The 15617-nt window shown below is 35.9% G+C and carries 12 protein-coding genes; 1 reads left to right on the top strand and 11 read right to left on the bottom strand.

The window, feature by feature from the left end; translation table 11 throughout:
* Window positions 1-6 precede the first annotated feature (6 nt).
* From ACFVR1_RS10770 to ACFVR1_RS10745, 6 genes are all read right to left on the bottom strand, one after another.
* Window positions 7-2199: a RelA/SpoT family protein gene (locus ACFVR1_RS10770; protein ID WP_387583938.1), complete on the bottom strand. Its 2193-nt coding sequence runs from the start codon at window positions 2197-2199 to the stop codon at window positions 7-9.
* Between the two features lie 246 nt (window positions 2200-2445).
* Window positions 2446-2958 carry an adenine phosphoribosyltransferase gene (locus ACFVR1_RS10765; protein ID WP_387583936.1) on the bottom strand — a complete coding sequence of 171 codons (513 nt, stop codon included), beginning with the start codon at window positions 2956-2958 and terminating at the stop codon, window positions 2446-2448.
* Window positions 2959-2970: 12 nt separating this feature from the next.
* On the bottom strand, window positions 2971-5301 hold the full coding sequence (gene recJ / locus ACFVR1_RS10760; RefSeq protein WP_387583934.1) for a single-stranded-DNA-specific exonuclease RecJ: 2331 nt from the start codon (window positions 5299-5301) through the stop codon (window positions 2971-2973).
* 841 nt (window positions 5302-6142) lie between these two features.
* Complete coding sequence (locus ACFVR1_RS10755; RefSeq protein WP_387583932.1) at window positions 6143-6493, bottom strand: LapA family protein; 351 nt, start codon at window positions 6491-6493, stop codon at window positions 6143-6145.
* 82 nt (window positions 6494-6575) lie between these two features.
* A complete protein-coding gene (gene secDF / locus ACFVR1_RS10750) occupies window positions 6576-8849 on the bottom strand; it encodes a protein translocase subunit SecDF (RefSeq protein WP_387583931.1) in 2274 nt (757 codons plus the stop codon).
* 230 nt (window positions 8850-9079) lie between these two features.
* Window positions 9080-9394 carry a post-transcriptional regulator gene (locus tag ACFVR1_RS10745; protein WP_387583930.1) on the bottom strand — a complete coding sequence of 105 codons (315 nt, stop codon included), beginning with the start codon at window positions 9392-9394 and terminating at the stop codon, window positions 9080-9082.
* A gap of 91 nt (window positions 9395-9485) precedes the next feature.
* On the opposite strand from ACFVR1_RS10745, the gene ACFVR1_RS10740 reads away from it, so the two are divergent.
* The gene (locus tag ACFVR1_RS10740) at window positions 9486-11012 is read left to right on the top strand and encodes a putative polysaccharide biosynthesis protein (protein ID WP_387583928.1); all 1527 of its coding nucleotides are present in this window, start codon (window positions 9486-9488) and stop codon (window positions 11010-11012) included.
* Here ACFVR1_RS10740 and ACFVR1_RS10735 read toward each other — a convergent pair.
* The 5 genes from ACFVR1_RS10735 to ruvB all read right to left on the bottom strand — a co-directional run bounded on the left by ACFVR1_RS10735 (window position 10996) and on the right by ruvB (window position 15221).
* Complete coding sequence (locus ACFVR1_RS10735; RefSeq protein ID WP_387583926.1) at window positions 10996-11634, bottom strand: DUF421 domain-containing protein; 639 nt, start codon at window positions 11632-11634, stop codon at window positions 10996-10998. The genes ACFVR1_RS10740 and ACFVR1_RS10735 overlap by 17 nt on opposite strands.
* A gap of 71 nt (window positions 11635-11705) precedes the next feature.
* The gene (gene yajC / locus ACFVR1_RS10730) at window positions 11706-11969 is read right to left on the bottom strand and encodes a preprotein translocase subunit YajC (RefSeq protein WP_387583925.1); all 264 of its coding nucleotides are present in this window, start codon (window positions 11967-11969) and stop codon (window positions 11706-11708) included.
* A gap of 43 nt (window positions 11970-12012) precedes the next feature.
* Window positions 12013-13152, bottom strand: a complete 1140-nt coding sequence (gene tgt / locus ACFVR1_RS10725; protein WP_387583924.1) for a tRNA guanosine(34) transglycosylase Tgt — start codon at window positions 13150-13152, stop codon at window positions 12013-12015.
* Complete coding sequence (gene queA / locus ACFVR1_RS10720) at window positions 13153-14193, bottom strand: tRNA preQ1(34) S-adenosylmethionine ribosyltransferase-isomerase QueA (protein WP_387583922.1); 1041 nt, start codon at window positions 14191-14193, stop codon at window positions 13153-13155.
* A gap of 14 nt (window positions 14194-14207) precedes the next feature.
* The gene (ruvB, locus tag ACFVR1_RS10715) at window positions 14208-15221 is read right to left on the bottom strand and encodes a Holliday junction branch migration DNA helicase RuvB (RefSeq protein ID WP_387583921.1); all 1014 of its coding nucleotides are present in this window, start codon (window positions 15219-15221) and stop codon (window positions 14208-14210) included.
* Window positions 15222-15617 lie beyond the last annotated feature (396 nt).

Genomic DNA, 15617 nt, shown 5'->3' with positions numbered 1-15617 from the left:
ACTCCTTTAATTGATAATTCGTTGGACCGAAAACACATCTGGTAAATGCTTAATCCGTTCTGCAACTTTATGCAAATGGGCAATATTCGTAATCTTAATCGTCATATGGATAGTGGCGATATCGTTTTCCGATTTCCCACTCACAGCTGCGATATGTGTCTTCGATTCATTTACCACTTGCAGTACTTCATTTAACAATCCAGCTCGGTCAAATGCAGATATCTCAATATCAACTTGATAATCTTTTTTCGTTGATACGTCTGTCTGCTCCCATTCCACTTCGATAATGCGTGAATTAGACTCATCATTTTGTACATTAGGACAATCTGAACGATGCACAGATACACCTCTACCTTTAGTAATGAAACCAACTATTTCATCTCCTGGTACAGGACTGCAACATCTAGAAAGACGGATAAGCAAATTATCAATGCCCTTTACTATAACTCCAGATTCGGTTGATTTTCTTACAACTGGAGCCTTCATTTCCGTTGTAATTTTTTCTAGCGCTTCTTCTTGATCACGTTTTTTCCGCATTTTCTCTGCTAAGCGATTTACTACTTGTTGGGCCGTAATTCCGTTAAAACCAACCGCAGCATATAAATCCTCTTCGCCTGCAAATGCATATTTTTCACAAACTCTTTTAATGTTTTCAGCAGTTAGTACTTCTTTTAACTCAAATTCTTGTGCTCTTATCTCTTTTTCAACTTGTTCCTTACCTTTTATCACATTCTCATCACGAAGCTGTTTTTTAAAAAATTGTTTTATTTTATTTTTCGCTTGAGAAGATTGAGCAATTTTTACCCAGTCACGACTTGGACCAAATGATTGTTTAGAAGTTAATACTTCTATGATGTCTCCAGTTTTTAACTTTGTATCAAGAGGTACCATTTTACCGTTAACTTTTGCTCCGATTGTTTTATTTCCTACCTCTGAGTGAACTCGATAAGCAAAATCAATGGGAACAGATCCTGCTGGAAGTTCAATGACATCACCTTTAGGAGTAAAAACATATACCATATCGGAAAATAAATCGAACTTCAACGACTCCATAAACTCCTCAGCATTCGACGATTCTTGTTGAAATTCAAGAATCTCTCTAAACCAAGTTAATTTTGAGTCGATGGTTTGTTTGCTCACTTCAACTTTTTTACCTTCTTTATATGCCCAATGCGCTGCAACCCCGTATTCTGCAATATTATGCATTTCTTCCGTACGAATTTGCACCTCTAAAGGGTCACCGTTTGGACCAATTACAGTTGTATGAAGTGATTGATATAAATTTTGTTTTGGCATAGCGATATAGTCTTTAAATCTACCTGGCATCGGTTTCCATAACGTATGAATAACACCTAATACCGCATAACAATCTTTTATACTTTTCACAATTATCCGCATGGCAAGTAGGTCATATATTTCATTAAATTGTTTATTTTGAACAACCATCTTTCGATAGATGCTATAAATATGCTTTGGTCTTCCTGATATATCTGCATCAACTTCCATCTCATCTAGTTGTTTACGAATATCATTCATGACATTTGTTAAGTACGACTCACGTTCAGTACGTTTTTTCTTCATAAAATTTACAATGCGATAATATTGTTGTGGATTTAAATAACGAAGGGCAGTATCTTCTAACTCCCATTTAACTGCAGATATCCCTAAACGATGGGCTAGAGGGGCAAATATTTCTAATGTTTCATTTGAAATACGACGCTGTTTTTCTTCAGGCAAATGTTTTAGGGTACGCATATTATGTAAACGATCGGCAAGCTTGATTAATATTATGCGAATATCTTGTGCCATCGCGATAAACATTTTACGATGATTTTCTGCTTGCTGTTCTTCTTTTGACATATATTTAATTTTACCGAGTTTAGTTACTCCTTCTACTAAAAGGGCTACCTCTTCATTAAACTCCTGAACAATATCTTCACGTGTATATTCTGTATCTTCCACAACATCATGCAAAAAACCAGCAGCAACTGTTTCTGGATCCATTTGAAGATCAGCAAGAATTCCGGCTACCTGAATCGGATGTAAAATATATGGTTCCCCAGAATTACGAAATTGTTCTCGATGAGCATGCTCTGCTAAATTATATGCTTTTTTGACAAATTCAACATGCTCTCCATTCATATATGTGGAGATAGTATAGAAAACATCTTCTGCTGTCTTCACTTGATCTTTTGCCATGCTAATTCACCTGATTTCGTTATATTTCTAGAATAGTATATAAGCTATATTGTATAAAAAAAAAGATGGACTTGTAAAGTCCACCCTTTGACTGTTGAAAAACGCTCGCATTCTTCGTTGTTAGCATTTTAGAGTAAGCTCATGAACCAAAGTTCTACTCGCTTCTACTTCGTACTACAAACATAGTATGTCAAGCGTTTTTAAGGCAGTCAAAGTTTACCGCCATTTTTGTATTAAGGTAAACCTTTAGTATTGCATCAAAGTGCAAATATCGTAGTTGTTTAGCTTTTTTCTACCCTCAAGGTATGTTAACTCGATTAAGAAAGCACAACCAACTACAATTCCTCCTAGTTCTTCTACTAGTTTAATTGTTGCTTCAATTGTACCACCTGTTGCAAGTAAATCATCAACGATTAATACTTTTTGACCAGGTTTAACCGCGTCCTTATGCATTGTTAAAACATCTTTTCCATATTCCAAACCATATTCTGCACGAATGACTTCACGTGGAAGTTTGCCTTCTTTTCGTACTGGAGCAAAACCTACTCCAAGTGCATACGAAACTGGACAACCTATTATGAATCCTCGCGCTTCTGGTCCAACAATAATATCAGCATGTACTTTTTTCGCATATTCTACAATCTGGTCTGTTGCATATTTATATGCTTCACCATTATCCATAATTGTTGTAATATCCTTAAAACTAATACCTGGTTTTGGCCAATCTTCCACAGTTGTTACATATTGCTTTAAATCCATTCTTGCTCCTCCTCAGGAACGGTTTGCTGCTTTTCGCTCTTCAAACCATTGTTTCAGCTCCATATACGGGGCGTATAATAGCTTTTGTTCAAGTTCTATCTTTTTCGATCGTTGTTTATAAGCTGGTGCTTCAGATAAATCTGTTTTATCCAGATGATCATTTATAACCAACATCCCATTGTCTATTCTAACAAAATTTAGTTCAAAAAACACCTTTGACATAAAATTAATTGTGTTTTGACTCCAACCAGTATGTTTAGATAGCTCTTGGATATGTTGTTTTAACGCAAATGATTTTCGTTTTGATAAAAAGGAGAAATACCACTTGAATTGGTCTCTTGAAGGAAGTCCTTCAAAATAGGTAGAATCGGATGAGTAGAAATGTGCATAGATTCTAGACCAATCATGGTATTCTAAAACTTTATTCAACAATGACTCATCTGAAGGCAAATCTAAAAGAGTTATATATTCCGATTTTATTTGTTGTTCGAACATATCGGAAAATAGCCAAACCTTTTCTTGAATCAATGTTTCAAAATGTGAAATAGTTTCTTTATTAAAAGCTACAAAGACACATTTTTCATTAGAGATCATTGGGAGCCAGCGGTTTACTTGACGAATACCTCTAATATCAAACAGTTGCCAATCATTAGTTTTAGTATCTTGAATCATTAATTGAGGTTTTTTACGACCATTCCATTCATTTACTTGTAAATCTCCAATGAATGAAATTTTTGCTGATGGCGAGATCTCATCTGCTAATTCGCCTTGACCAAAACCAATTGCATCTAAACTACTAGAACCTTGTTTAAGTTCCATTTTCACATGATTTTGCGCTGATCCAATTTTTCGAACAGAAGCAACTTCTACCTCTTCAATACAGTAGATCGGTTTTGCAAAATCCATTCCAAATGGAGCAAGTTTTTGTAATGATTCAATTGCATCTGTTGTAATTTCATGCATTTCAAGCGGTACATCAATTAAAACAATTGGAGTTAACTGATCCTCATTCAAACATTCTTTCGCTTGAGCTTGTAATCTATCTTTTAATTCCTCTAAATTTTCAAGAGGAAATGTCATACCTGCAGCCATAGGATGTCCACCAAAATGAGGAACGATATCACTATTTTTCGAAAGTTCCTTATACATATGAAAGCCATCTATACTTCTAGCTGATCCCTTTGCAATTTGTTTTTCTTCATCGATACCTAAAACAATTGCCGGGCGATAATATTTTTCTACTAGCTTTGAAGCAACTATCCCTAGAACTCCTGGATTCCAATCTTTTTTACCAACAATAATCACACTTGGCCCGTCCAGATTAATTTCATTCTCAATTATTTCTACAGCCTCATCTGTAATTTGTTTAACTATTAATTGACGTTCTTTATTTTTCTCATTCAACAAGTTAGCAATCGATAAAGCATTAGTGAGATCTTCCGTTAAAAATAATTCTACTCCTGGTGAAGCATCACCTAACCTACCTATCGCATTTATACGTGGTCCGAACATAAATCCGATTGTCTCTTCACTTATCGATGCAACTTCTATTCCACTAACATTAGCTAGTGCTTCTATAGCTACAGAACCTGATCTTTTCATTTGTTTTATGCCTTGCTGTACATAATAACGATTTTCATCGGTTAATGAAACTAAGTCTGCTATCGTACCTATGGCAACTAAATAATATAGCTCAGTCGGGATTTCTCCAGTCAAAGCATGCGCTACTTTAAATGCCACTCCAACTCCAGCTAAATGTGAAAATGGATAAGTTGTTCCCGTAAGACTAGGATGAATAATAACATCTGCTACCGGGAGTTCTTCCCCTGGTTCATGGTGGTCTGTAACAATAACGTCCATCCCAAGATCTTTTGCAAACTTGATTTGTTTGATCCCAGAAATCCCATTATCGACTGTAATTATTAGTTTAACTCCCTCATCAAATGCTTCTTGAAATAATCGCTCACTCGGTCCATAGCCATCTATAAATCTATTAGGAATTTTAAAAATAACGTCTGCTCCCATAGATAATAACGTAATCATCATAACCGTCGTACTTGTAATTCCATCGGCGTCATAGTCACCATAAACCATAATTTTTTCTTGTTGTTCGACTGCTCTATGGACTCGCTCTACTAATTGATCCATTCCGTTTAGTAAAAATGGATTATGTATATTTTCTTCCGTTAAATGTAGAAAATCAGATGCTTCTGGTACTGATTGAAAACCTCTAGATACTAAAACTTTTGCACACACTCTAGGTATAGAAAGCTCATTTTCTAAATTGGAAACGAGTTGTTCATCTGGTCTTGAAATACTCCATCTTTTCTTTGATTGAATCATTTTTTCACTTCCTTAATACTTATTATACTACAAGAAGTATATAGCTTGATAAGAAAAACCAGGCAAAAAGACGCCCGGTCCTTTCAAGAAGAGTTGCATATGAATGGCGTTTCTTTCCGTTACGGTGGATGCTTATCGTGAGCATGGCTTCAGTCTCCTTGGCCAACAGGATATTGGTCAAGAAAGGCGTTGCCTCTGGGAAGAGACGCCTATAACCTTCCTTCCCTCTCTTGCACTCCAATCAACTAGTATGTATGTGACGATTTATTATTGCATAGTAATATAGATGACAATTAAATCCTATGGACGTTGGTTATGGCCCTACATTTGGTACTACTCACTTAATGGATTGTAGTGAAAGGTGGCGACTCCAGCGGGATGAGTGAGACAGATGATCCATCACAACGAACGCGTAGCGGCGGGGATGAGTGAGACAGATGATCCATCACAACGAACGCGTAGCGACGGTGATGGATCATCGCTCACCCCGCGGAACGCGTCCACCTGAAACAGAAATCCACGGTATTATTTATTTCTTAAAGTAATATGAACACTGGAACACTGGTTTCGCAGGACGATAATCCATATATATTTTCTTATCTTTTAAGAAAAGCGCAAGCGTCCTTTAAGAGCATCTTATCTCGGGGTGCTATAGACGAAGCATTGGCAACGTTATTACCGTTAAAGTAATGAATCGTGAAGTGACTGGGTCACTTCACGATTCATTTTTTTCGGTCATCTTGTGGCGAATATATGTCCATCGCCCTCTTGGAATTTGTGAGGACATAATCCTGGAAAGCGTCCAAAGCGATAAATTCGAAGAGCAACTTTTTATTAGCCTTTAGATCGTTGTATTTTCATCTTTAACACTCACTGAATCCTCAAACTCACTTAATCGATTTCCTTGCTGTGCAACAACTTCATTTTGAAGTACACCAATAGAAGCGTCTTTCTTTCTCAACTCTTTCTCTAAATGTTTAACTTTACGTGACAGCACAAATGAGCGGTATATTGCAACAGAACCACTCAGTAGAGCTCCTAAAAGTGCAGAACCTAAAATGACCAAGATAAGCGGCCACTCTGACGTTCCAAATACATAATTGACAGGAACAGCACCTACGTTATAGACAGCAAATATAGAAATAATAATAGCAAATAATAAACCAAATAATAACGACCATTGAAACTTCATTTTAACACCCCTCTAAATTCTCATAAAAAATGGAACAGAATATATACATGATATACCCTGTTCCATCCACCTTACAAATAAATTATACTACCGGCTCATCAGAACCCCATTTTTTCTCTTCTTTTTTCACTTCAATTCCACCAGTTTTACGTAATTCTTTCACTTTTAAATCAAACCAGATTTGGGCTGCGATAAATATAGAAGAATACGTACCAGCGATTAAACCAATTAGCAAAGCAATTGAGAAGTTTCGAATGCCTTCTGCTCCAAATATTAGAAGTGCAACGGTTACTAAAATAACGGTTAACACTGTATTCACAGAACGGCCGAGTGTTTGTCTTAACGACTTATTCACAATTGTTGCAAGTTCTTCTTCTGATGTAATCTTTTTACTGCGATGTAAGTTTTCTCGAATACGGTCAAATGTAACGATTGTATCATTTATCGAATACCCGACTATCGTTAAGACTGCTGCAATGAATGTAATGTCTACTTCTATACGTAAAATACTAAAAATAGATACCATTAAGAATGCATCATGTAATAATGAAACAATGGAAGCAAACCCCATTCTCCATTCAAAACGGAACGCTACGTAAATTACAATACCTAAAGCTGCAATAAGGAGCGCGTATATTGCATTTTTTGCAAGCTCTTTACCTACCGTCGGAGATACACTACTTACATTTGGTTCTATACCAAACTGTTTAGTCATTTCCGTTTTTAAAGTTTTTATTTCTGCTTGTGTAAAGTCTTGTTTGTAACGAATGACTGCTATATTACTGTTATCACCAGAAAGAACAATATCTTCAGAAGACAAGCCAATTTTATCAATTTTATCGGCTACAAACTCTTTCGTTAATGGTTCTGTCGATTGAAGTTCCACTCGAGTCCCTTTCGAGAAATCAATTCCTAAGTTTAAATTAAATGTACTTAAGAAAATAATACCTGCGACTGTTAAGGCAATCGATAATGTATAGAAAATTTTGCGATTGTGAACAAAGTCAAAACGATCAAATTTAGTAGTTAAGTCAAGTGTATCCACTTCCTCTTCTGGAGAATGAATACGTTTCTTCGGAATACCAAACCAACCTGGTTTATTATCAAAATATCCACTGTGTACAAGTAATCCTAATAATATTCTCGAAGCCCATACTGCTGTTATGAAAACGACTAAAATACTTATAATTAACAATGTTGCAAACCCTTTTACAGAACTTGTCCCAAAGTAGAATAACACTGCAGCAGCTAAAAGTGTTGTAATATTCGCATCAAAAATAGCTGTGAATGCCTCTTTTGCTCCGGTTTCAAATGCTGTTTTAACGGATTTACCAACTCGTAACTCTTCCCTTATTCGCTCATAGGTCAGAATGTTGGCATCAACCGCCATCCCAACACCTAGGACAATTGCTGCGATACCTGGAAGAGTCAATACTCCATTAATCCAATCAAATACTACAAGAATTAAGAAAATGTAAACAACTAATGAAATAACAGCGACTAAACCTGGTAAACGGTAGTAGAAAAGCATAAAAATAAAGATCGCCGCAATCCCAATAATACCTGCTAATATAGTACTACTTAATGCTTGTGAACCGAATTGTGCACCTACAGATGTAGAGTATATTTCATCCAAATGAACAGGTAATGCACCTGCATTTAATATACCTGCTAGGCTTTTTGTTTCTTCAACAGTGAATGCACCTGAAATTTCAACACTGTCTGAACTAATTCGTTGTGATACCCTAGGTGCAGATGTAAATTTAGGCTTTTGTTTTAATATCTCTTTAGCGTATGAATCTCCATCTTGATAATCTAACCAAATAACTAAAACATTATTTGGCGCCGGTCTTGCTGCAATATCAGAAGTAACTTCCGCAAATTTGTTTGCATCTTTTAGTTTAAGTGTAACAATAGGTTGCCCTTGTTGATTAAAAGCAGCTTTTGCCCCACCTTGTTTTAAATCATTCCCATCGAGCATTATCTTATCATCAGAATCGCGGAAAGTAAGATTTGCTTCGGTAGATAGAAGTTCTCGTGCTGTGTTTTGATCTTCTACCCCAGCAAGTTGAACTCGAATACGATTTCCACCTTCAACTTGAATGCTAGGTTCATTTACACCTAATGCATCAATACGGTTACTAAGAGCTGCTGCCGTATCTTTTACTACGTCTTCCGTAATTTTTTGGTCTTCTTTACCTTTTAAAGGCTCCACTTGATAAAGAACTTCAAATCCACCTTGTAAATCTAAACCAAGTTTGATGTTATTTAAGACACCTGCAACAGTTGGACTAATTGTCCCTGCAAAAATAACGATGAGTAACAAAAATGCTACTATGCGTCCTCTAGTTTTCATATGTATATTTCCTCCTAAGAAGCTGCAGATTACTACCCAATGCAAGTAAATGATAGTTTATGAGGAGGTAGTTCCTCAACCACCTCATGAAACAGGAATTTTACTTCGATTGGATAACTTCTGGAGCTAAACAATAACTAAATAGATAAGTGTATATTTTCTGTAACTACAAAAAACGCAACATATTTATTATGAAACACGATGCGCTCAGTGTCAATTAGCGAATCAATTCATTGCTCTTCATTTTTATAATTTAATAATAATTGCAACTCTTCTTGATTGATTTCTGAGAACCAGTTAGATGTTTTTGAGTTTTCGATTTGTTCAAACGTCATAAACTCTGCTGGTGATATAGAAAGTATATCATTCACAATATTATATAGAGGTATTTCTGGTACAACCTTCTTTCTCCATTTTTTTGTGATACAAAAATTCCAAATATCCATTTCAGAAACAGTTTTATATTGATAGACTTCAAACTCACTTTTCTTACTTTCTAAAGCAGGTAGTACATGTAAATAAATTTCTTCGTAAGTGATTTTCAAAATACCACACTCCATTTAAAGAATAATGTACCAAGTAGTAAGCATATTGTAATTGTAAACGAAGTTCCTGTATTTGAGAAGGAAGTGTTATATGTCTACTTTTTTAAGAGGATCTATTTTATTAATGTTAGCCATTTTTTTATCCAAATTTTTAGGTTTTATTTATCGCATGCAATTTGTCCGTTTAACCGGAGAAGAAGCATATGGCATTTATATGACTGCATATCCTGCTTTCATTTTCTTTTTATCTCTAATTCAGCTCGGAATCCCTATAGCAATGTCCAAAATTATTGCTGAATTAAGAACAAGAAATGCTGTTTCGAGTTATTTCTCAGTCATGCGAACATCTGTCATTGTTACTATAATATCTATTCTAGCTTTTACTCCTTTTTTCCTTTATGTCACACCATTTATCTCCGAAAATTTATTAAAAAATGATGCCATTACAATGACACTCTATGTATGTATTGCAATTGTACCAATTGCTGCGGCAGGTGGAATCTTAAGAGGTTTCTTTCAAGGGATAGCAAGAATTGAAGAGACGGCAGTTTCTCAGTTACTGGAACAAATAATACGAATTCTGCTGATTAGTTTTTTACTACCCCTTCTTCTTACTTCAGCTACCCCTAAGGAAGCAGCTGCTTATGCAATGGGAATGTCTTTACTAGGAGAAGTTGCGTCTTTACTTTACTTGAGATGGAAATATGTAAAATGGAAAGCGAAGCAAACTATAAAAAAAGCTTCAAGTGCATATCCACTTTCTCCACTTTTTTCTATCGCTCTGCCATCTTCAGGTAGTAAATTATTTGGATCCTTTACATGGTTTTTAGAGCCCATTATTTTCATCAAAGCTCTAGCAATAACCGGTATAGCAAGTGTGGCAGCAACTACCCTTTATGGAGTTATCTCGGGGGTTTTAGTACCATTATTACTATTTCCTTCTTTTATTCCTTATGCTCTATCTGTCGTTCTAATCCCAGCAGTTAGTGATGCTTTTGCAAGGAGAAACTATTCTTTATTAAAAGAAAGAATTCATCTATCTTTAAAATTCTCTACCTTAACAGGTTGTTACGCTGCGACATTGTTTTATTTACACGGTGGAGAACTTGTTTCTGTCTTGTTTCACGTTGAAAATGCTACTACGTATATGAAAATTTTGTCACCTATTTTTTTCTTTTATTATATTCAAAGTCCATTGTTCTCAATTTTACAAGCACTAAACAATTCCAAAGCTGCATTTTTAAATTCCCTTTATGGTGGAGTTGGTAAATTACTTTTACTATTTTTCCTTGCTTCACAAGCTTCTATTCAAGAAAAGGGAGCAATCGTTGCAATCGGTTTTGGAGTATTAATCACTTCATTTTTACATATTGCTTCGTTAAAACTGAAAAAAGAAGCACAAATCGGCTTCTCCTTTTTCGCTCTTCCTTATGTGATTTTCTTAATTACAATTATTTCACGGCCATTATTCTTCTCTATTGGAGAACGCTCATTAATAGTGGATTGTTTCATTACATTGCTTTACTTAACCATTGGATTAGTCTTGTTTAAACAAATAAAAAGAAAAGAAGTCAACGTTATATTACAAATACTTCGTACCTCTAAAAAGAAGTTTTAAGTTGAATATATAATTCGTCATTTTCATAACTACAATAAAAAATCTTTTTTTCATCGTCAATTAACCGTTTTTTTAGTTCTTCTCTCAACCATTTTTCGTCTTTACCAAATCTTTGAAGATGATCTTGTTGAATATCTCCATCTATAATAAGTGGAAAGACAAATTGTTCACTATCTTTTTTAAAGATAGACAAATGTCCAGAAGTCTCTAAAAAAGCATAAGAAACAGATTGTACTGATCCAATTTGCTGTTCTCTTAACTGTTGTAGTAAATCATCTAAATTATATCGTTGTTTTCTCATCTCCTTTTCGTTGATGATTCCATCTTTCATGATTATTGATGGTCTTCCTTCTATTGAATCTCGAAATTTTTTATTTTTTAAAGAAATATAAGATACACCCATTTGAATGACCAATAATATTAACATTGGTAAAATCGCATGTAAAAACTTGCTTTTAGGATCATCCAAAGCAAAAGCACCGACTTCTGCCATCAATAAAAAAACGACTAAGTCAAAAATGCTCAGTTCTCCCACTTCTCTTTTACCCATTAATCGAAGGATAACTAAGATTAACCAGTATAATATAAAAGTACGAATAATAATGATGAGAATATCGTTCATCCTATCACCTCATAATTACTGTTCCCAATAAAAAAGAACTTACTCATAAATTCTGAGTAAGTTCTTTTTTATTATTGCTCCGAGATAACTCGTCCAACTGCTACGCGTTCAAACTGCAAACGAGTACCATCTGCTACTACTACAAAAATAGTTGTATCATCTACTGCATCTATCTTTCCGTGTAAACCACCAACAGTAATAATTTGGTCTCCACGTTTTAGATTATTTTGCATTTGTGACGTATTTTTTTGACGCCTTTGTGCTGGTCGTATGATGAAAAACCACATCACTGCGAACATTGCAACAATCGGCAATAAGCCTGTTAAATTTGCCATGTATTTTATCCCCTCCTTTTTATCTATTTATAGTATACAAGAATCAGAAATTTTTTGCATTTGGTTTATTATATCCATACTCTTCAAAAAACTCTTCTTTAAAATCAAGTAATCGATCTTCACGAATTGCTTGTCGTACATCTTTCATTAAATTCATTAAGAAATGAAGATTATGGAAAGAGGCCAAACGTAAACCAAATGTTTCATCTGCTTTGAACAAATGACGAAGATACGCTCTAGAATAATTTTGACACGTATAACAATCACACTTTTCATCGATTGGTCCAAAATCACGAGCAAACGCAGCTCCTTTTATAACTAGTCTACCTTTTGACGTAAAAAATGTTCCATTACGAGCAATTCGTGTAGGAAGCACGCAGTCAAACATGTCCACTCCACGAATAGAACCATCTATTAAAGAGTCAGGTGAACCAACACCCATTAAATAACGTGGTTTATTTTCGGGCATCATAGGTGTCGTGAAATCGAGTACGCGATTCATCACATCTTTTGGTTCTCCTACAGAAAGACCACCAATTGCATAACCCGGAAAATCCAATGATACTAAATCTTTTGCGGATTGTCTACGCAATTCTTCATATTCTCCCCCTTGGATAATACCAAATAAGCCTTGATTGCTTGTATTTGTGTGTGCTGTTAAACAACGTTCTGCCCAGCGTGATGTTCGCTCCACAGACGCTTTCATATATTCAAATGAAGCTGGGTACGGAGGACATTCGTCAAATGCCATCATAATATCCGAACCTAATGCATTTTGAATTTCCATTGATTTTTCAGGACTTAAAAATAATTTATCCCCATTTAAATGATTGCGGAAATGAACACCTTCTTCTTCAATTTTACGCATGTCACTTAAACTAAATACTTGAAATCCACCGGAATCTGTTAAAATGGCACGATCCCAGTTCATAAATTTATGCAGTCCACCTGCTTCGCGAATAATATCATGTCCTGGACGTAGCCATAAATGATAGGTATTGCTTAAAATAATCCCAGCATCCATTCCTTTAATCTCTTCTGGAGACATTGTTTTCACTGTAGCTTGTGTTCCAACTGGCATAAATGTAGGCGTCTCAAAAGAACCATGTGGAGTGTGTACTATGCCTAGGCGAGCTCCTGTTTGTTTATCTTTTTTAATTAGTTCATATGTTATTGCAGTCATTTAATAATTCCTTCCTTTTATAAACATTGCATCACCAAAACTGAAAAAGCGATAACGCATTTCAATTGCCTCTTTGTATGCGGCTAATATAAAATCTCTAGAGGTAAGAGCACTTACTAACATAACAAGAGTAGATTTCGGCAGATGAAAGTTAGTAATCATCCCATCAATACATTTAAATTCATACCCTGGATGAATAAATATCGATGTCCAACCGCTATCCTCTTCTATCTTCCCATCAAACTTGGTAGCGACAGTTTCCAAAGTTCTTGTCGAGGTTGTTCCCACTGCAACAATTTTTCCACCAGCTTCTTTCACTTCATTAATCGTTTGTGCAGTTTCTTTTGAAACGCGATAAAACTCCGAGTGCATTTCGTGATCATCAATCGAATCAACACTAACAGGTCGGAATGTACCAAGTCCTACATGAAGAGTTACAAATGCAATCTTAACACCTTTTGCATGTATTTCATCTAAAAGTGGCTTTGTAAAATGTAGACCAGCAGTTGGTGCAGCTGCAGATCCCTGTTCTTTTGCATATACCGTTTGATATCGGTCTCTATCTTCCAATTTTTCGTGAATATATGGAGGCAATGGCATTTCACCTAACTGATCTAACACTTCAAAAAACAAGCCATTGTATTCAAACTTAAATATTCTTCCGCCGTGATCTTTCAGTTCTGTACATACTGCTGTTAATAAACCACTACCAAAAGTAATTTTTGTTCCTACTTTTACCCGCTTAGCAGGTTTCACTAGCGTTTCCCAATGATCCCCTTCAATCTGAGTTAGCAGTAAAACCTCTACATGTGCACCTGTTTCTTCTTTTATTCCCATTAAACGAGCTGGCATTACTTTTGTGTCATTTAAAACTAAACAATCGCCTTCGTTTAATTCACCTAGAATAGCGGAGAATGTTTCATGTTTATATAAATTTTTTGGATAATCCGCAATTAACAATTTACTGCTTGTCCGGTCCAGAAGTGGGGTTTGTGCGATTAACTCTTCTGGTAAATCAAAATCAAAATCTTCTACTCTCATATAACTTACTTCCTTTACAAGTTGTCTTTTTCATTTGGCAATGGAAATCCTAGATGCTCATAAGCGAGCGAGGATACTATTCTGCCCCTAGGAGATCGTTGGATAAAGCCAATTTGCATTAAATAAGGTTCATACACATCTTCAATCGTTGTCGATTCTTCTCCAATGCTCGCCGCAATTGTGTCTAGACCAACAGGACCACCTCTAAAACGTTCAATCATTGCTGTTATTAATTTGTGATCAATATGATCCAAACCTCTTGGGTCAACTTGCAAAAGTTCTAATGCTTCTCTAGCTAAATCGATTGAAATATGTCCATTTCCTCGAACTTGTGCATAATCCCTCACCCGTTTTAGTAAACGGTTTGCAATTCGAGGAGTTCCTCTTGCACGCCTTGCAATTTCCCCAGCAGATTCATAATCAATCGAAGCATTAAATAACTCTGCACTTCTAACCACAATGGATGTTAAAGCCTCTTCATCATAAAAATCTAGCCTTAATAATACACCAAAACGATCTCGAAGTGGTGCTGATAATGATCCTGCTCTTGTCGTCGCACCTATTAAGGTAAATGGTGGCAAGTCTAGTCGAACACTGCGAGCAGATGGACCCTTTCCAACAACAATATCTAAACAAAAGTCTTCCATCGCAGGATAGAGCACTTCTTCAATGGATCTATTTAAGCGATGAATTTCATCTATAAACAAAACATCACCTGGTTCAAGGGAACTAACTATAGCTGCCAAATCTCCTGGTCGTTCAATAGCTGGTCCACTCGTCATTCGTATTTGAACATCCATTTCATTTGCAATTACAGCTGCGAGTGTAGTTTTACCAAGTCCAGGAGGTCCATACAATAAACAGTGATCTAAACTTTCACTTCTCATTTTGGCTGCTTGGATGAAAATCTCTAAATTGTGTTTGATCTTATCTTGTCCAATGTATTGCGATAATAATTGTGGTCGTAGTGATTGCTCAAACGGCTCATCAAAATCAGAAACTTCACTCGATATTACACGCTCCGTCATTTCTATAACCTCCTTTGTAATAGTATATTTTCTTCTAGGCTTGCGCTTTTCTTAACGGAATAAGAAAGTAATAATTTTTTTAAGCCATGAACAAGTTGATTTCCGCTACATGCGACCGCTTCCCTTGCTCCTGCGCAAAGCTCGTCGCAGAAAAGATCTTGCTCCTGCGCAAAGCTCGTCGCAGAAAAGATCTTGCTCCTGCAGTAATTGCTTGAGAGGATGACCACACAGGATCGCAGTATAGGGCACTGAAAAAGTGTCATTCTAATAATTTGCAAATAAATTATAAAAGCTACTTCCCGGATTTAGCGCTCTAGCATTCGCTTTCCGCGGGGCGAGCGACGAGCCTCCTCCTTCGCTTCGCTTCGTGCGGGGTCTCGTCTGTCTCGCTATTCC

The organism is Psychrobacillus sp. NPDC058041 (assembly GCF_042885655.1).
Classification (GTDB): domain Bacteria; phylum Bacillota; class Bacilli; order Bacillales_A; family Planococcaceae; genus Psychrobacillus.
The sequence above is the reverse complement of the archived record's forward strand: the minus strand, read 5'-3'. Positions and strand labels throughout refer to the sequence as shown.

Coding starts and splice junctions, on each gene's coding strand:
- ACFVR1_RS10770 (WP_387583938.1), bottom strand. CDS start 2,199: ATGGCAAAAGATCAAGTGAAGACAGCAGAAGATGTTTTCTATACTATC.
- ACFVR1_RS10765 (WP_387583936.1), bottom strand. CDS start 2,958: ATGGATTTAAAGCAATATGTAACAACTGTGGAAGATTGGCCAAAACCA.
- recJ (WP_387583934.1), bottom strand. CDS start 5,301: ATGATTCAATCAAAGAAAAGATGGAGTATTTCAAGACCAGATGAACAA.
- ACFVR1_RS10755 (WP_387583932.1), bottom strand. CDS start 6,493: ATGAAGTTTCAATGGTCGTTATTATTTGGTTTATTATTTGCTATTATT.
- secDF (WP_387583931.1), bottom strand. CDS start 8,849: ATGAAAACTAGAGGACGCATAGTAGCATTTTTGTTACTCATCGTTATT.
- ACFVR1_RS10740 (WP_387583928.1), top strand. CDS start 9,486: ATGTCTACTTTTTTAAGAGGATCTATTTTATTAATGTTAGCCATTTTT.
- ACFVR1_RS10735 (WP_387583926.1), bottom strand. CDS start 11,634: ATGAACGATATTCTCATCATTATTATTCGTACTTTTATATTATACTGG.
- yajC (WP_387583925.1), bottom strand. CDS start 11,969: ATGGCAAATTTAACAGGCTTATTGCCGATTGTTGCAATGTTCGCAGTG.
- tgt (WP_387583924.1), bottom strand. CDS start 13,152: ATGACTGCAATAACATATGAACTAATTAAAAAAGATAAACAAACAGGA.
- queA (WP_387583922.1), bottom strand. CDS start 14,193: ATGAGAGTAGAAGATTTTGATTTTGATTTACCAGAAGAGTTAATCGCA.
- ruvB (WP_387583921.1), bottom strand. CDS start 15,221: ATGACGGAGCGTGTAATATCGAGTGAAGTTTCTGATTTTGATGAGCCG.